This is a genomic window from Microbacterium sp. MPR-TSA4 (assembly GCF_058792815.1).
This window is the reverse complement of record NZ_JBXAFF010000023.1, coordinates 21824-37639: the sequence shown is the minus strand read 5'-3', so window position 1 is coordinate 37639 and position 15816 is coordinate 21824. Positions and strand designations below refer to the sequence as shown.

The 15816-nt window shown below is 68.2% G+C and carries 16 protein-coding genes; 11 read left to right on the top strand and 5 right to left on the bottom strand.

The genetic code is table 11. The features are described 5' to 3' along the window. Nucleotides 1–140: 140 nt before the first annotated feature. Nucleotides 141–539: a VOC family protein gene (locus AC1Q49_RS10735; protein ID WP_101305180.1), complete on the top strand. Its 399-nt coding sequence runs from the start codon at nucleotides 141–143 to the stop codon at nucleotides 537–539. A gap of 52 nt (nucleotides 540–591) precedes the next feature. On the opposite strand, the gene AC1Q49_RS10730 is transcribed toward AC1Q49_RS10735, so the two are convergent. Both AC1Q49_RS10730 and AC1Q49_RS10725 read right to left on the bottom strand, forming a co-directional pair. Continuing rightward, on the bottom strand, nucleotides 592–1809 hold the full coding sequence (locus tag AC1Q49_RS10730; RefSeq protein WP_492492082.1) for a hypothetical protein: 1218 nt from the start codon (nucleotides 1807–1809) through the stop codon (nucleotides 592–594). A 25-nt stretch (nucleotides 1810–1834) separates the two neighbouring features. After that, nucleotides 1835–3400 carry an MFS transporter gene (locus tag AC1Q49_RS10725; protein WP_492492081.1) on the bottom strand — a complete coding sequence of 522 codons (1566 nt, stop codon included), beginning with the start codon at nucleotides 3398–3400 and terminating at the stop codon, nucleotides 1835–1837. Nucleotides 3401–3596: 196 nt separating this feature from the next. Here AC1Q49_RS10725 and rpsF point away from each other — a divergent pair, with 196 nt between their 5' ends. From rpsF to rplI, 4 genes are all read left to right on the top strand, one after another. After that, complete coding sequence (gene rpsF / locus AC1Q49_RS10720) at nucleotides 3597–3935, top strand: 30S ribosomal protein S6 (protein ID WP_060960846.1); 339 nt, start codon at nucleotides 3597–3599, stop codon at nucleotides 3933–3935. Between the two features lie 5 nt (nucleotides 3936–3940). Continuing rightward, nucleotides 3941–4447 carry a single-stranded DNA-binding protein gene (locus tag AC1Q49_RS10715; RefSeq protein WP_060960800.1) on the top strand — a complete coding sequence of 169 codons (507 nt, stop codon included), beginning with the start codon at nucleotides 3941–3943 and terminating at the stop codon, nucleotides 4445–4447. A gap of 149 nt (nucleotides 4448–4596) precedes the next feature. Beyond that, nucleotides 4597–4851, top strand: a complete 255-nt coding sequence (gene rpsR, locus AC1Q49_RS10710) for a 30S ribosomal protein S18 (RefSeq protein WP_005054609.1) — start codon at nucleotides 4597–4599, stop codon at nucleotides 4849–4851. 12 nt (nucleotides 4852–4863) lie between these two features. Then, complete coding sequence (rplI, locus tag AC1Q49_RS10705) at nucleotides 4864–5316, top strand: 50S ribosomal protein L9 (RefSeq protein WP_036288929.1); 453 nt, start codon at nucleotides 4864–4866, stop codon at nucleotides 5314–5316. A gap of 211 nt (nucleotides 5317–5527) precedes the next feature. Here the strand turns inward: rplI and AC1Q49_RS10700 are convergent, their stop codons facing one another. Both AC1Q49_RS10700 and AC1Q49_RS10695 read right to left on the bottom strand, forming a co-directional pair. Continuing rightward, nucleotides 5528–6682, bottom strand: a complete 1155-nt coding sequence (locus AC1Q49_RS10700; RefSeq protein WP_492492078.1) for a hypothetical protein — start codon at nucleotides 6680–6682, stop codon at nucleotides 5528–5530. A gap of 83 nt (nucleotides 6683–6765) precedes the next feature. Beyond that, complete coding sequence (locus AC1Q49_RS10695; protein ID WP_492492076.1) at nucleotides 6766–7719, bottom strand: hypothetical protein; 954 nt, start codon at nucleotides 7717–7719, stop codon at nucleotides 6766–6768. Between the two features lie 480 nt (nucleotides 7720–8199). Between AC1Q49_RS10695 and dnaB the strand changes: the two genes are divergently transcribed. The 5 genes from dnaB to AC1Q49_RS10670 all read left to right on the top strand — a co-directional run bounded on the left by dnaB (nucleotide 8200) and on the right by AC1Q49_RS10670 (nucleotide 14388). Then, the gene (dnaB, locus tag AC1Q49_RS10690) at nucleotides 8200–9582 is read left to right on the top strand and encodes a replicative DNA helicase (protein WP_060960798.1); all 1383 of its coding nucleotides are present in this window, start codon (nucleotides 8200–8202) and stop codon (nucleotides 9580–9582) included. 228 nt (nucleotides 9583–9810) lie between these two features. After that, nucleotides 9811–11568: a KAP family P-loop NTPase fold protein gene (locus tag AC1Q49_RS10685; RefSeq protein WP_198553654.1), complete on the top strand. Its 1758-nt coding sequence runs from the start codon at nucleotides 9811–9813 to the stop codon at nucleotides 11566–11568. Between the two features lie 338 nt (nucleotides 11569–11906). Further along, the gene (locus tag AC1Q49_RS10680) at nucleotides 11907–12335 is read left to right on the top strand and encodes a hypothetical protein (protein ID WP_101305222.1); all 429 of its coding nucleotides are present in this window, start codon (nucleotides 11907–11909) and stop codon (nucleotides 12333–12335) included. Next, nucleotides 12332–13621 (top strand): 7-cyano-7-deazaguanine synthase, encoded by a 1290-nt coding sequence (locus AC1Q49_RS10675; protein ID WP_101305223.1) that lies wholly within the window; start codon nucleotides 12332–12334, stop codon nucleotides 13619–13621. Before AC1Q49_RS10680 ends, AC1Q49_RS10675 begins: the two co-directional genes overlap by 4 nt. After that, nucleotides 13618–14388 carry a TatD family hydrolase gene (locus AC1Q49_RS10670; protein WP_101305224.1) on the top strand — a complete coding sequence of 257 codons (771 nt, stop codon included), beginning with the start codon at nucleotides 13618–13620 and terminating at the stop codon, nucleotides 14386–14388. Before AC1Q49_RS10675 ends, AC1Q49_RS10670 begins: the two co-directional genes overlap by 4 nt. A 59-nt stretch (nucleotides 14389–14447) precedes the next feature. Here AC1Q49_RS10670 and AC1Q49_RS10665 read toward each other — a convergent pair whose 3' ends face one another. Beyond that, complete coding sequence (locus AC1Q49_RS10665) at nucleotides 14448–14768, bottom strand: hypothetical protein (protein ID WP_113681778.1); 321 nt, start codon at nucleotides 14766–14768, stop codon at nucleotides 14448–14450. Between the two features lie 264 nt (nucleotides 14769–15032). Here AC1Q49_RS10665 and AC1Q49_RS10660 point away from each other — a divergent pair, with 264 nt between their 5' ends. Then, a complete protein-coding gene (locus tag AC1Q49_RS10660; protein WP_198553656.1) occupies nucleotides 15033–15791 on the top strand; it encodes a TnsA-like heteromeric transposase endonuclease subunit in 759 nt (252 codons plus the stop codon). The last annotated feature ends 25 nt before the right edge of the window (nucleotides 15792–15816 follow it).

Sequence of the window (15816 nt, the reverse complement as noted above, 5' to 3'; positions counted from 1 at the left end):
TGCGGCCCGCGCGCGGCGTGCGTAACTCCAGCTGGATGGCACCGGCGGGGGCGTGCGGCTCGGGCGCGTGCGGTTCAGGCGGAGTTGTGCACGCGGGGCGCGCGAGGGCGAGTGTCTCCGGCCTGCCATAGCCTGACGGGATGACAGTGAAACTCGGCTTCATCGGCATCGTCGTGCGCGACATGGCGGCATCCCTCGCGTTCTACCGCGCGCTCGGCGTTCCGATCGCCGACGGCCAAGACGATGCGCCGCACGTGGACGCGGTGCTGGACGGCGGCGTCGCCCTCGCCTGGGACACGGTCGAGACGATCCGCAGCTTCGACCCCGGCTACGAGCCGGCGTCGGGGGGCCATCGGATCGCGCTCGCGTTCGTGCAGGACAGCCCCGCCGAGGTGGATGCCGTCTACGCCGCTCTCGTGGCGGCGGGGCACGACGGTCACGTCGCGCCGTTCGACGCCTTCTGGGGGCAGCGCTACGCGACCGTGCTCGACCCCGACGGCAACGCCGTCGACCTGTTCGCGCCCTTGCCGGCCGCCTGAACTCGTTGTCGCGCGACCGGCGCCGCGCGCCGTTTCACGTGCAACGCGGGTGTCAGTTCGACAGATTCTCGATGAGCGAGGCGAACACGCCGAGCGGGCCGAACAGCATCAGCAGCAGCACGGTGCCGATGATGATGATGGCGGCCCACGGAACGCGTCGGCGGAGGCGGCGGCCCGCCGGCGCGACGCCGGGCGGTGGCCGCAGGGATGCCGTGGGCGCCCCGAACGGCAGCGCCGCCGACGCGGGCTCCGCCGACGCGGCATCCCTTGTCGTGGCGTCCCCTGCCGCGGGATGCGTCGTCACCGCCGTTGCGGGCGGAGCGAGCCGGTCGTCGCGCCAGCGCTCCCACTGCGCGAGCTTGTCGAGCAGTGCCGCCACGACGGAGAACAGCCAGGCCCAGGTCGCCGGATCGAGGGTGGAAGCCTCGCGCTGCGTGTAGAGGAACAGCCAGTCGTCGACGATCTCCACGTCGAGGGCGGCCGCGTGATCGACGAAGCGGGCCATGATGTCGGGCGTGAAGAGGTACAGGGCGTCGGCCTCGTAGCCGGACGGGCAGTAGAGGGTGAAGTAGCGGTCGAAGTCGCCCTCGAGACTGAGCCGCTGCGCCCCGTCGAAGGCGGCCGGCAGGGTGGAGCCGAACAGTCCGTTGTTGCCCAGGGCATCCAGCACGATGTTCGGCAGGGGCGTCGCGAGCTTCACCGCGACGTAGCCCCACCGATGGGTGGATTCGTTCTTGCCCGAGCCGGTGCGGTAGACGTAGTTGCCGAACTCCACGAAGCGCGGGCTCTCGCCGCGGACCACGTCCGTGGCTTCGCGGCCGTGCCCGAGGCCGAACACCATCCCCGGAAGCGCCGGCGCGGGCACCGACGGGTACCAGGTCATGGCGTTGGCGCGCGCGAAGCGATCGAGGCGCCACCAGCGCTCCCCCGTCCGGGCGCCGAACGCCCGCACGATGCCGACAGCGAGGACCGCGACGACGGCCACGAGCATGACCACCGGCGCGAAGGCCAGCACCGTGAAGCCGTCTCCGGAGACGGCCGCGGATGCGGCGCTCATCGCTCCGGCGAGCACGCCCAGGATCGTCGACCCGAAGACGATCGCGAAGACCACGCCGACGATCACGGCCATGACGACGCGCGCGCCCGTCGCGGCGGCCGGTGCCCGCCCGCCGGCGCGCAGCTCGCGGACGTAGGCGCGCACCGCCGCGCGATCGGCGGGCTCGATGAGCGGTCGCGCGTCGAAGGGCGAGGATGCCGCAGGCGTGCTCATGTCGTCACGCTACCGGGCCGAGCTTTCAGGGCGCCGTCCGTGCGTCCTCGTCACGATAACGGGCGCGCAACTCTTTTTCGACGGATGCCGTCGGCAGCCCGACCGCGACCACGAGCAGCCCCAGCACCAGCGCGACGGCCCCCACGAGATACGCCGCCCAGGCGCCGTCGACGAAGCTGAGGCGCGCGGCCTCGAGGATCTGCGTCGCGTATGCCGGGTTCTCCGCTGCGACATGGGCGGCGGAGGCGAACGAGGCTTGCAGTGCGCGCGTCACGTCGTCGGAGAGGGCCGCGGCATCCGGTGAGGCGGCGATCAGCCCCGCGAACACGTGCGCGAATCCGCCGGCGAGCACGGCACCGAGCAGCGCCTGCAGCACCGCCCCGCCGAGATCGCTCTGCAGGTCGCTCGTCGCCGAGGCCATGCCCGCTTTGCGCACCGGCGTGCTGCTGGTGAGCGAGCGGGATGCCGCGGTCATCACGAACGAGGCTCCTCCCCCGACCAGGGCGAACGCGGCGGCGACCACCACCGGCGTGGTGTCCTCGTTCCACGCGAGCATCGTGCCGAAGGCGCCGATGAGCACGACGTAGCCGACGATCATCGCGATCCGGGTGCCGCGCTCGACCAGGACGGCGGCGAACGGCGCACAGACGAGCAGGGCGATCGCGGCCGGGATGAGGGCGACGCCGGCCTGCAGGGCGTCGTAGCCGAGGATGTTCTGCAGATACTGCTGACCGACGAACATGGCGCCGACGAGCGACCCGAACGCGAGTGTTCCCGCGACCGCCGGCACCCAGAAGAGGCGTCGCCGGGCGACCCGAAGGTCGTACAGGGGCGCCGCGACGCGCAGCTGGCGCGCGACGAAGGCCGCGATCAGCGCCGCCGCCGCGACCAGGAGCGTCAGGCCGGCCGCCGCATCTCCCGGCGCGAACACGATGCCGAGACCCAGGACCAGTGCGGCGACGGCGAGCACCGACAGAACCCCGCCGAGGTGGTCGACCGGTTCGTCCGACTCGGCGACACCGCGCGGGATCGCGCGCGCGGCGATCAGCAGCGCGGCGACGGCGACGGGGACGGGCAGCAGCAGGGCGATACGCCACCCGAAGGCGACGACGAGGGCCCCCGACAGTACCGATCCCCCGACCGTCGCGACCGCGCCCGTCGCGGTCCACAGCGCGATCGCGCGGACGCGGGCGGGCCCCTCGCCCCACAGTGCGGTGATCAGGGCGAGCGTCGTCGGGAACGCGAATCCGGCGGCGATCCCCGTGAGCACGCGCGCCGCCATGAGGAACCCGATCGAGGGGGCGAGGCTCGCGGCCGTGCCGGCGACGAGCAGTCCCACGAGTCCGATGCAGAGCACCCGGACCCGGCCGTGGCGATCGCCGATGGCGCCGGCGTACAGCACGGTCATGGCCAGGCCGAGGCCCGTGCCGAGGGCGACGAGGTTGAGGGTGGTCTGCGAGGCGTCGAAGGTCGCGGCGATGTCGGGGAGGGCGACGGTCGCGCCGCCGGTGGTGAGGTTGCAGACCGCGGCGGCCAGCAGTAGTGCCGTCAGCACGGCGCCGGAACGCGCCGGAACGTGCGTGCTCGGCATCCGCCGTCCTTCCGTCGTCCCGTCGTCGTCCCTGAGCGTAGCGCTCGTCGGGTAGACTGTTGTGGTTGCCCGTCTGCGTTCCGTTCCGGAATCCGCGCGGGCACGTGCATCAACCCTCCTGATGCCGGGAAATGCCCGGCATCCGTTCTAGTCCGAAGGAGGTGGGTTAGTGACGCACTCACACCAGTACGAGCTCATGGTCATCCTCGACCCCGAGATCGACGAGCGTCAGGTCGCCCCCAAGCTCGACGGGTTCCTCAAGGTCATCACCGGCGACGGTGGCACCATCGAGAACGTCGACATCTGGGGCAAGCGTCGCCTGGCGTACGAGATCCAGAAGAAGAACGAGGGCATCTACGCCGTCGTCAACTTCACCGCCACGAGCGAGGCCACGCAGGAGCTCGACCGTCAGCTCAAGCTGAACGAGCAGATCATGCGTACCAAGGTCCTGCGTGCCGAGGAGGCGATCGCCCAGGTCGCCGCCGAGAAGGAGCGCGCCGAGGCCAAGGCCGCCCGCAAGGCAGCGAAGGCGTAACGACGATGGCCGGCGAGACCGTCATCACCGTCGTGGGAAACCTCACGGCAGACCCCGAGCTGCGGTACACGCAGAACGGCCTGCCCGTCGCGAACTTCACGATCGCGTCGACTCCTCGCAACTTCGACCGTCAGGCCAACGAGTGGAAGGACGGCGAAGCGCTGTTCCTCCGCGCGTCGGTGTGGCGCGAGTTCGCCGAGCACGTCGCCGGTTCGCTGACGAAGGGTTCCCGTGTCATCGCGACCGGTCGGTTGAAGCAGCGCTCCTACCAGGACCGCGAGGGCAACAACCGGACCGCGATCGAGCTGGAGGTCGACGAGATCGGCCCCTCGCTGCGGTATGCCACGGCTCAGGTCACGCGTGCCGCATCCGGCGGAGGCAACTACGGAGGCGGCCAGCAGTCGCGTCCGCAGCAGCAGGTGCAGCAGGAGGAGCCGTGGGCGACCCCGGGTTCTGCCGCACCCGACGCCTGGAGCGCACCCGGCGCCTACGGCGACGACACTCCGTTTTGAGTCGGCTCGGGTCACTGTCGCGAAGCGACACTGACGCGAGATCGACTCACGGTTGAGCGAGGCCCGCAGGGCCGAGTCGAAACCCGGGATCCGTCGCAAGATTCTCGAATTCTGGATGCCTCGGCATCCGCACACACCTAAGGAAAACAATGGCTGGAAAGGCTACCGGCGATCGCCGTAAGCCGCGGAAGGGCGCGAAGAACGCCGCTCCCGCGAAGGCGATCCGCGTCGGCGTCATCGACTACAAGGACGTCGCAACGCTTCGCAAGTTCATCTCGGAGCGCGGCAAGATCCGCGCCCGTCGTATCACCGGTGTCTCGGTGCAGGAGCAGCGTCTGATCGCCAAGGCGATCAAGAACGCGCGCGAAATGGCGCTCCTGCCTTACGCCGGCGCTGGCCGCTAAGGAGCACCCATCATGGCAAAGCTGATTCTCACGAACGAGGTTGCCGGGCTCGGAAGCGCCGGCGACGTCATCGAGGTCAAGAACGGGTACGCCCGCAACTACCTCATCCCTCAGGGCTTCGCTGTGGCGTGGACCCGCGGTGGCGAGAAGCAGGTGGCGTCCATCCGCGCCGCCCGTGACGCCCGTGCGATCCACGACCACGAAGAGGCCGTCGCGCTCAAGGACACCCTCGAGTCGAACAAGGTCAAGCTGTCGGTCAAGGCCGGCAAGGAAGGCCGCCTCTTCGGGTCGGTCAAGACCGCCGACGTGGCAGACGCCGTCAAGGCTGCCGGTCTCGGCGAGCTCGACAAGCGCAAGATCCACATCACCGCGCCCATCAAGGCCGTCGGTGAGCACGAGGCGACCGTGCGTCTGCGCGACGACCTCACCGCTGTGATCACCCTTCAGGTGGTCGCCGCCAAGTAAGTCCCGCCGGATTCCCGGTCGTTGAGCGAGGCGCGCGAGCGCCGCGATGCAGCGTCGAGAACCGGTCGTTGAGCGAGGCGCGCGAGCGCCGCGTCGAAACGCCGCACGGATGCCGTGACCTCCCCCAAGGTGAGGTCACGGCATCCGTCGTTTCCGCCGGACGGTGGAGGAGCCGGTGCCAGGCACGGTCGCCGGCTCCTCCCGCCGGGGGTCATTCGGTGCGTGCACGGCGGCGTGCGGTGAGCATCACCCCCAGAGCGAGCGCGGCCAGCCCCGCCAGCAGCGGCAGCAGGGTGAGGACGCCGCCGGTCTGAGCGAGCGTCTTCACGGCGCCGCTCGCGGCCAGCACGCCCGTGACAGCGGTGCCGCCCGTGGTCGACGTGCCGGGTGTGGTCGGCGTGGTCGACGTGGTGGGCGTCGTCGGGGTCGTGGGCGTGGTGGGCGTGGTCGGCGTCGTGGGCGTCGTCGGGCCGGTGGTCGGCGCCGTCGTGGTGGCGTCACCGACCACGGCGATCGCGTTGCCGCCGAGCGTGATCGGCGCCGTGATCGGCAGGCCCAGCTGCGTGCCGCCGAGGATGCCGTCGGTGCCGCTGGTGGTCGCACCTCCGGTCGCGCCGCCCGTGCTTCCGGCCGGGGCGGTGGTGGTGGCATCCGCGCTGTCGGCGTCGCCGAGCACGGAGATGGCGTTGCCGCCGGCGGTCACCGGTGCGGTGATCGGGGCGAGCACCTGGGTGCCGCCGAGGACGCCGTCGGTGCCGCTCGTGGTGGAGCCGTCGGTCGTTCCGGCGGGGGCGCCGGCCGGGGCCGTGGTGGTGGCATCCGTGCTGTCGGCATCGCCGAGCACCGAGATGGCGTTGCCACCCACGGTCACCGGCACCGCGACGTCCACGACGCCCTGGGTGCCGCCCAGGACGCTGTCCGAGCCGCTGGTGGTGGCAGCGGGTGCCTCGGCCGGTGCGGAGGCCGGCGCGGCGGGTTCCGCGGCCGGGGAGGTCGCGGCATCCGTGCTGTCGGCGTCGCCGAGCACCGAGACGGCGTTGCCGCCGAGTGTCACCGGCACGACGACGTCGATGACGGCCTGTGTGCCGGAGCCGACGCCGTCGGAGCCGCCCGTGGAGGCGTCTCCGCCGCCGATCGACACCGACGGTGCCGAGGTCTGCGCCTCGGTGCTCGTGGCGTCGCCCAGCACCGAGATGCCGTTGCCGGCGACCGTGACGGGCACCGCCACGGAGAGGAGCCCCTGGGTTCCCGACAGCAAACCGTCGTCGCCCGTGGTCTCGGCCGCCTGTGCGACCGTCGCGCCGAAGAGCGTGATGCCTCCGGCCAGGAGCGTGCCCCACAGGGCGCGCTTGATGGTGGTGTTCATGATGTCTCTCTCCTGAAAGTGTTGACGGGGGTGCGCGCGAGAGCGCGCGGGATCGTGCCGCTCAGAAGGCGGCCGAACCCCCGTCAGTCAGGGGAGACGTCGGTGTCGAACACCGGCGCGGGCAGGGCGTACTCGTCTCCCGGTGCGCGCCGCAGCATCCAGGCACGGTGCGCTGCGAACAGACCGAAGGCGAGCACAGCGCTCGCGCCGAAGGAGAATCCAGCCGCGCTGGAGAAGTACGAGGTCGCCTCCAGGGCAGACCCGGGCGGGGCCCATCCCCCCGTCGGTGATGCGGGCAGCACGGATGCCGGGGTCAGCACGGCGGCACCGGGAACGAACGAGGTCACCGCCGTCTCGAGCGAGACGAGCGCGGTGTTCAGCGTGGCTCCGAGCCCGGCCGTCGCCTGATCCCAGGCCGCCGTGAGCACCGCGAGCGCGGCCTCGGTGGAGGCCGGCGAGCCCGCGGACGGGTCGGTGGGGGATGCCGCGCCCCCGGCAGGGGGGACCGCGCTCGTGAGGGGGGTCACGAGGCTTCCGACGACGGGGAGCGATGTCACCGCGTCGGTCACGGGGGCCGCGGCATCCACGAGGGGCGCGACCGCGCCGGTCACGGGTGCGAGGACAGGTGCGAGGGGGCTCACGATCTCGCCGACCGCCGAGCCGATCGGGGCGACGACGTCGCCGGCGGGCGCGAGGGGCTCGAGCGCCGGAGCCACGGAGGTGACGATATCGCCGACCGGGGGTGCCACGGTCTCGACCACGGGAGCGACGGTCTCGGCGACGGGAGAGAGGATCTCTGCGACCGGGTCGAGCACGGGCGTCGTGACCGTCGACAGCGTGCTGGAGACGCCGCCGACGAGGGAGCCGAGAGGATTGTCGGTGTCATCGGCGGCATGGGCCGACGGACCGGAGAACAGGGTGAGGGTGAACCAGGCGAACGCGGCGCCGACACCGAGGGCGCCCAGCATGGCCCATCGCCGTGTCGACTCTGTGGTCGAACGTCCGCGGCGCAGCGGGGGGACTGCGATCGTCACCATGTTCACCTCCCACGACGATGTGTCGGGATGCCGGCGCGAGCCGACGCCCATGGAGTGCCTGGATACGTGAAGATACGCCGATATATCACTTGTGTCTAGACCCCTCGGACGCGCGGCGTCTTCGCGCGGGACACGCCCGACCGACGCGCGCGAGCCGACCCCTCGACTTGACAACGACGCATTCATCCCCATGGTTGTCCCCAACCCTCACGCACGGGCCGAACCTTCAACCGGCACTTCAACCACATTGTGAATCCACAGGGTGTGAATCAGAGAATGCCCGGTCAAGTGGCTTTTTCTGGGGAGAATCTTTGGATGCCACGGCGTGTTTCCACAGGCACTGTGCACAGGGTGTCCGGCGTTTCACGCAGATCATCCACAGAGTTATCCACAGGCCTGTTTGCGACTGTCGGACCCCGTCCCTAACGTGGCGTGTGGTCTCGCGGCGGGACCGGTCATCGAGCGTGTGAAGGGGACTGCATGTCGATCGCGGACATCTCCGAGGATCGTTTCGGTGGACCCCTCGAGAGCCGCGGACCCGAGCGCACGCCGCCGCACGACCTCCTCGCCGAGCAGAGCACCCTCGGCGGGATGCTGCTGTCGAGCGACGCCGTCGCCGATGTGATCGAGGCGCTGCGCGGCACCGACTTCTACGTGCCGAAGCACGAGCTGATCTTCGAGGCGATCCTCTCGCTCTACTCGCACGGCGAGCCCACCGATGTGGTCGCCGTCACCGACGAGCTCATCAAGACGGGTGACCTGCAGCGCTCCGGCGGCGCCGACTACCTGCACTCGCTGACCTCTATCGTGCCGACCGCGGCCAACGCCGCGTACTATGCGTCGATCGTGCGCGAGCGCGCGCTGCTGCGACGGCTCGTCGAGGCCGGCACGCGCATCGTGCAGATGGGCTACAACGGCCAGGGCGATGCGCTCGACCTGGTCAACAACGCGCAGGCGGAGATCTACTCGGTCACCGGTGCCGAGCAGGCCGAGGACTACGTCCCGCTCGAGGTCGCCGTCAACGCGGCCGTCGAGGAGATCGAGGCCGCGCGCGGGCGCGACGGTCAGATGACCGGCATCCCCACCGGATTCGCCGGGCTGGACCAGCTGACCAACGGTCTGCATCCGGGTCAGATGATCATCATCGCGGCGCGTCCCGCCATGGGTAAGTCGACGCTGGCGCTGGACTTCGCCCGCGCGGCGGCGATCAAGGCGCAGCAGCCGACGATCGTCTTCTCGCTCGAGATGGGGCGCAGTGAGATCGCCATGCGTCTGATGAGCGCCGAGGGTGCGATTCCGCTGCAGAGCATGCGCAAGGGCACGCTCGACTCCCGCGACTGGACGACGATCGCAGCCACCCGCGGCCGCATCAACGACGCGCCGCTGTACATCGACGACAGCCCGAACATGACGCTGGTCGAGATCCGCGCGAAGTGCCGCAAGCTCAAGCAGCGGGTGGGTCTGAAGATGGTGGTCATCGACTACCTGCAGCTGATGACGTCGGGCAAGCGCGTCGAGAGCCGCCAGCAGGAGGTCTCGGAGTTCTCGCGTGCGCTGAAGCTCCTCGCCAAGGAGCTGCAGGTGCCGGTGATCGCGCTGTCGCAGCTGAACCGTGGTCCCGAGCAGCGCGCCGACAAGAAGCCCGCCCTGAGCGACCTGCGTGAGTCGGGCTCGATCGAGCAGGATGCCGACATGGTGGTGCTGCTGCACCGCGAGGCCGCCTACGAGAAGGACAGCCCCCGCGCCGGCGAGGCCGACCTGATCGTCGCCAAGCACCGCAACGGCCCCACGGATACGATCACCGTCGCCTTCCAGGGCCACTTCTCGCGCTTCACGGACATGGCCCCGGGGGACTTCGGGTAGGTGTAGGTTCCACGCCGAAATGACATATTCCACGGGTAGTTGGCAGGCACTTGGCATCTCTGCCAAGTGCCGTGGACACGCGCTTGTGGCTGAGGCGTGTGGTTCTGGGGAGGGAGTCGGTTCCAGTCCGTAGGGTCGGAACGCTGGCCTGGGTTGAGTTGCGAAGCACTGGGGGTTGTTGTGGGGTCAGATTTTCGGTTGTGGTCGGATGAGCCATCGGCGACAGACTTGCTGTCGTTCGATGCGATCGCGGACACCGTGGTCGATGCGCTATTCGACGGTGAGCTGGATCCAGTTGCTCTCGGTCTTGAGGGCGCTTGGGGTAGCGGCAAGACGACGGTGCTGCATCTGATTGAAAATCGGATCGCCACGGAGAACGTGGATGGTCAAGTGGTTGTCGTGGTTCGGTCGAACCCTTGGCAGTACGACCCGGCAGTGGGCGCCAAAGAGAGTTTGATAGCCGAGATCCTCGGTGCGTTGAGTGCTGAGTTTGACGCGTCCGACCCTGTGGGATCGGCGGGTCTGACTGCACTGAAGGCGCTGGTGAAGCGTGTCAACTGGTCCAAGGCTGTGAAGATGGCGGCCCGAACGGCTTTGACCTTGCAGCTTCCGTCGTTGGACGACGTCTTCGACTTGGTCAGCGACGACCCTGAGTCACTCGATTCGCCCAAGGGCATGGCGTCTTTCAAGGAGGAGTTCCAGAAGCTGCTGGCCGACCCGGCGTTGGCGCATGTGTCGCGAGTCGTCGTGTTGGTCGACGACCTCGATCGATGTCTACCGCCGACTGTGGTCGAGACTCTCGAGACGATCCGCTTGTTCCTGTCGGTCCCGGGGATGTGCTTCGTCGTGGCTGCGGATGAGGCGCGGGTCGCGGAGGCGATTCGGATGCATCTTGGAACACCGCTTGTCGGGGACGGGCGAGAGAGTGTTGCGAGCTTGTATCTCCACAAGATCGTGCAGACGACGGTGCCAGTTCCGGCATTGAGCGCGTTCGACACGCGGGCATACTTGTTCCTACTTCTGGCGAAGCAGGAGTGCGGCAGTGATGATGCGTTCGCAGAGCTGGTGCGGGCGTGTGGTGAGCTGCGCGTCGCTGCCGGGAGCCTCGATGACCTGGAGCTGCCGGCGGATGGTTCGTTGCGGTCTGCGATGCAGAGCGCGGCGAGGTTGACCCCGATTCTGTATGAGAAGTTGCAGGCGAACCCGCGTCGAATCAAGCGGTTCATGAATGACTTGAACGTCCGGCAGTCGATCGCGGATCGGCGAGGGATTGCATTGTCGCCGGATGCGGTCGCGAAACTCATGGTGCTGGAGCGCACGTTGCCGACCGACTTCGACACTCTGCTCGGTTGGCTGAGCGCGGGGGTGCTGCGTCCCCGGCTGGAGCGTTTGTCCGAGGTCGCAGAGTCCGGCGCCGCCGCCGATCGCGGGGACGCAGATGATGGGGAAGGTGTCGACGAAGAGTCGTTCTCGGCAACCATGATCCGGTGGGCCAAGCTTCCGCCTGCCCTCGACGCGGCTGCGGCTGGCGGGTACTTGACGCTTGCGGCGGCGTTCCATGGTCGGCTGCTCGTCGACGAGGGGCTTCCGGAACAGTTGCGGGATATCGCTGCGGCATTGGCGTCAAGGTCGCAGATCGAACGTGAGGCGGTATCTCAGGACGAGCTACAGGCCTTGCCTCTGGGAGATGTGTCGGTGCTGCTCGATCATCTCGGCCGACGCCTCCAGGACGAGCCGGGCGTGCAGTTCGCGGCGGTGAACGCGATCATCACACTGGCGCGACTGCATCCGGCGGTACAGCAGGAGGCGCTCGTCGCCCTGGCTCGGCTGCGCGCGACCGATGTGAATGCCTCGACGGTGATGCTGTTCCGTTCCATCGAAGCTCAGTACGTCGATGTCCTTGAGGGGTGGCGCGTGGTGGGTGCCGACGATACCGACACCTCGAAGGCGCTGACATCGCTGCTCGGGCCGGTGGTGGCGTCCTGATGGGAACTAGTGGTGTGTACAAGGGAGGCGGCGGTGCAGCGGCTGCCGGACTGAGGGATGCGCTGAGCGACTGGCTTGACAGCGCATCCGCGCCATCGGCTCCCGCAGCTGGCGGCCCGACGATCGACGGGCGCCTGGATCCGAAGCGTGTGGGCGGGGCGTTGCGGTTGTGGTCCGGCCCGTCGGGTGGTGGCCGATCGGGTCGCGCTGGAGGATCCGGGAGCTCCGGTGGCGGCCGTTCTAGCGGCGGCGCGCAGCGCTCGGCCGCACGCGTAGCCGGCCCAGCCGGCAGCGCTGCGACTCTGTCGACCGCGTACTTGCGGGGTGAGCGCGCACCGTTGGAGGCGGCCGGGCTCGACCTCGATGAGCTTCGCGCCCTTGATGATCCGCTCGAGGTGCGCCGGCGCATCGTCGAGGCCGCGTTCGAGTCGGAACCTGACAGTACAATCGCCGATGGCGAGGCGCGACTGATCGTCGCAGACCTCGTGACGTGGACGCTGGAGACTCCGCGGGATCCGGCGCAGATCGTGCGCCACACGGTCGAGTTGATGATCGCTCGTTCCATCCTGACGGAGGTCGGCGACCGGATTCGACAAGAACCGAGGGCTGCGCTTCGGCGTTCCGCAGAGGATGAGATCCGACTCGCCGCGAAGGCATGGGCGATGCGATTCGATGTCGCCGCGGTGACTCTGGATGGCCCGTCCATTAGCGCGGCGGTCCAAACAGGCGTGACGGATCTTCTTGCTATCTATGGGGATGAGTCATGACGAGCATCGCTCTGTGTCTGTCCCGGGAGGATGCTGCCAAGAGCGGGGCGGACGAGGTGTTTTTGTGGGATGGCACGCCGGGCGATTCCTTCAATACGGGGTTACGACCGGACCTGCGCCAGCTCGGGACAGTTCCTTCGATCAATGCCGACTTCGTTCGTGTGGCCCTCACCGTCTATGTCGCAGACCATTCGGTGAGACGTGAACGGGGTGGATCGAACTGGAATCAGCGCGACCTAGTCTTGACCGTGCCGGTGATCCACGCGGAGAAGTGGCAGGCCGTCGCGGCGGAGTTGGAACGCACGCTCGCGTTCCTCACCGGCGACCGGTGGACTCTGCAGTTCGCCCGACTCGCCGCCTCCGAGACGAGTGGTGTGCTGGTGCCCGACACGGCCGCTCGGACGGTTCTGGTCAGCGGCGGCGCGGACTCCGCATCCGGCGCGCTGGTGTCCGCGGCATCGCTCCGGTCCGGGGAAGGGCAGCGGCTTGTCTCCCACTCAAGCTCGGGTGCGGGAGCGAGCGCCCCGCAGCAGCGTGTCGCCGCCGCCCTGGAGGCGCTGTTCAGCGGGACGACCATCCACCATTACCAGGTGCATTTGCAACGCAGAACACATCGCCTCAACGGCACACGATTTCGACGGGAACCGTCGAGCCGCTCGCGATCGTTGCTGTTCCTCGCGCTCGGGCTGGCAGTGGCAAGCCAGAGTGGCCGCGGCCTGTGGATCGCCGAGAACGGCTTCGCCTCCATCAACCCCCCACTTGGCCCAGAGCGGGTGGGAGCATTGTCGACCCGCACGACGCAGCCTTGGTTCCTCTGGCGCGTGGGCTCACTGTTGACAGATCTGGGCGGGTACGGCGAAATTGAGAATCCCTTCCAAGCCTTGACGAAGGGCGATGAGTACCGACGCGTCGTCGAGCTGGTCGGCGCGGATCGTGCCGCGGCATTCCTCAGCGCAACGAACTCCTGCTCGCACAGCGACCAGCAGTACTTGGGTCAGGTCGCCAGTGGTTCGCACTGCGGAAAGTGCTTCGGCTGTGTCCTTCGTCGCGCCGCGTTTGCCGCGGCAGATCTTTCCGATGCCACCCCGTACCTCGCCGACCGCGGAGGACGCTTCGCGAAGTATGCGGAGCAGCGGTCGATCGAAAACGCGGTCCGAGACTTCGTCGATGCGGGCGTGGACGAGAGCTTCCTCATGACAACCCCACTGCCCCCAGCCCTCACCGTCGCCGACGCGCGGACCCTATACGCACGGGGCTTGGCCGAGTTGGAAAACTATCTGGGATGAGACGCCTACCTCCCCTGGACACGCACGCGCACGTCGCGTTGGACATCGCGCCGTTCGAGCTTGAAAAGCTGGGCGCGGTTGTCCTGATCGCTACCCGGTCACTCGACGAATACGCGCAAGTGGAGTCGCGTTCGGATCGCGCCAGCGTATGGGGGGTGGGGTGTCACCCGGGTCTCGTCGGCGCCGATCGTGGATTCGATCCGGATCGCTTTGCGACCATGCTCCAGTCGACCTCATATGTTGCGGAGGTGGGACTCGATGGCGCGTCCCGCGTTCCACGCGACACCCAGCGGGCGACGTTCGAACGCATCGTTAAGGCGGTCGAGACCTCCCCTCGGATCGCTTCAATTCATAGCTACCGGGCGACCAGCGCTGTACTTGAGGTGTTGCGTGCATCTCACCTGCGTGCGGGGGCCGTTCTGCACTGGTGGTTGGGCACGCCTGAAGAGACTCGGGAGGCTGTCGCGTTGGGCTGCTACTTCTCGGTCAACTATTCGATGACCCGCTCGCCCGACGTGCTCCGAGCTATCCCGCGAGAACGTCTACTTGTCGAGACCGATCATCCCAGCGGTGATCGTTTCTCCCAAAGCCCACGCCGACCAGGCCGGGTGGAACCGGTCGAGGCCGGGATAGCGCGGGCGCTCGGCCTCGCGCCCGCGGTTGTCCGTACTGTCGTCTGGTCGAACTTCGCCGCGCTGGTCGACGACACAGGAGTCGATTCCCTGCTCCCCGCCGCGCTTCGACAAATGATCCAGTCCGCGAGGTGAGACGCGTGGTTCCGCGCGCAGACGGTCGGGCGGGCCTAGCCCGTAGGTGACCGTCGCCGTCAGGACGCGGAACGCTCCTCGGCCGTGCTCTGCTCCTCCACGTACTGGCTCGCCGCATTCCACCAGGGATTCCCGCGGACCCGGTACAGGATGGTCCGCTCTCCGGGCACGCGCTCGACGAACTCGATGAAGTTCGCTCGGCGGAGCTTCTGGATCAGTGGGTGCACGATGCCAGGGGAGAGCCGCGTGGCGTCGGTGATCGTCTTCGATGAGAACTTCTCGCCGCGTAGCCCGGCGATCTCGACCATGACGCTGTACATGTAGCTGTTGCCGAAGACGAGCCGGGATTCCTCCGGCGCGATGGGCTCCAACATGGTCATGTCCTTGAGTGTCGCACACGCGGCCGACGTGGGCTTCAGGCCGGCCTGTGGGCGTTGATTTTGTGGTCCCTATATTTGTATCCCTGACGGTGACTTGTTATCTATGTGACGTCCACTACAGTGAATGTCACATTCACTAGTATTCGTGACTCGCATATACCGAATTAACCCGTGATAGCAAGAGCGAGATCCTGAATCGTATTTCGCGAATCTATGGCGGCAGCGTGCATTCTCCCGGACCGATTCGACCCTCACGCTGGCTTCATGACGGAGCGCGAGCAACTCGGGACGCGGGGCGGAGCGTTCCCGGCGGATGTCGGGCTGATGGTTCGCAAAGCGGGTGGCGAGGTGGACGTTGTTCCGCTGCAGTCAGCTCGATTGAGCGTCTTCGACGCCGCCGTCCCGTGGCGTGATTTCCGCTGGTACCGGGGGCAGCGGCATTTCTCGGGCAGCTACTGGTCGGCAACCATGCAATCGCATGTCGGATACGAGTCGCGGCTCGAGTACGCGAACCTGCTGTTGGCCGACTTCGACCCTCGCGTCGACTGGATCCTGTCTCAGCCGTTCCTCCTCGAGGGGGAGGACAAGGGCACACGCCGTCGCCACATTCCCGACTATCTGATCGTCCACGCGGACCAAACCGTCTGCGTGGTGGATGTGAAGCCCGCCGCGAAGCTCACCATCCCGAAGGTGCGTGACTCGCTGAGCTGGTCGCGGCGCGTGATCGAACCCCACGGGTGGGAGTACCGCGTCCAATCCGAGCCGGATGAGGTGTTGCTACGCAACGTCGAGTTCCTTGCCGGCTACCGCCGACCCTTCCAGTTCGCCGACGGCGACGTCACCGGCGCGCTCGGCGAGCTGAGATCGCCCATGGCGTTCGGCGAGGCGGTGCGCGCGATTCCGGCCGTCGCCGGCGGGCTTCTCGCAGCACGCGCGCTTGTCCTGCACCTGCTGTGGGCTCGCCGGCTGAGCACCGACCTGACTCGACTTCTGAGCGCCACGAGCATCGTGACGCGGGCCTGAGATACCACCCCCTCAACACCTGAAG

Coding starts and splice junctions, on each gene's coding strand:
- AC1Q49_RS10735 (WP_101305180.1), top strand. CDS start 141: ATGACAGTGAAACTCGGCTTCATCGGCATCGTCGTGCGCGACATGGCG.
- AC1Q49_RS10730 (WP_492492082.1), bottom strand. CDS start 1,809: ATGAGCACGCCTGCGGCATCCTCGCCCTTCGACGCGCGACCGCTCATC.
- AC1Q49_RS10725 (WP_492492081.1), bottom strand. CDS start 3,400: ATGCCGAGCACGCACGTTCCGGCGCGTTCCGGCGCCGTGCTGACGGCA.
- rpsF (WP_060960846.1), top strand. CDS start 3,597: ATGGTCATCCTCGACCCCGAGATCGACGAGCGTCAGGTCGCCCCCAAG.
- AC1Q49_RS10715 (WP_060960800.1), top strand. CDS start 3,941: ATGGCCGGCGAGACCGTCATCACCGTCGTGGGAAACCTCACGGCAGAC.
- rpsR (WP_005054609.1), top strand. CDS start 4,597: ATGGCTGGAAAGGCTACCGGCGATCGCCGTAAGCCGCGGAAGGGCGCG.
- rplI (WP_036288929.1), top strand. CDS start 4,864: ATGGCAAAGCTGATTCTCACGAACGAGGTTGCCGGGCTCGGAAGCGCC.
- AC1Q49_RS10700 (WP_492492078.1), bottom strand. CDS start 6,682: ATGAACACCACCATCAAGCGCGCCCTGTGGGGCACGCTCCTGGCCGGA.
- AC1Q49_RS10695 (WP_492492076.1), bottom strand. CDS start 7,719: ATGGTGACGATCGCAGTCCCCCCGCTGCGCCGCGGACGTTCGACCACA.
- dnaB (WP_060960798.1), top strand. CDS start 8,200: ATGTCGATCGCGGACATCTCCGAGGATCGTTTCGGTGGACCCCTCGAG.
- AC1Q49_RS10675 (WP_101305223.1), top strand. CDS start 12,332: ATGACGAGCATCGCTCTGTGTCTGTCCCGGGAGGATGCTGCCAAGAGC.
- AC1Q49_RS10670 (WP_101305224.1), top strand. CDS start 13,618: ATGAGACGCCTACCTCCCCTGGACACGCACGCGCACGTCGCGTTGGAC.
- AC1Q49_RS10665 (WP_113681778.1), bottom strand. CDS start 14,768: ATGACCATGTTGGAGCCCATCGCGCCGGAGGAATCCCGGCTCGTCTTC.
- AC1Q49_RS10660 (WP_198553656.1), top strand. CDS start 15,033: ATGACGGAGCGCGAGCAACTCGGGACGCGGGGCGGAGCGTTCCCGGCG.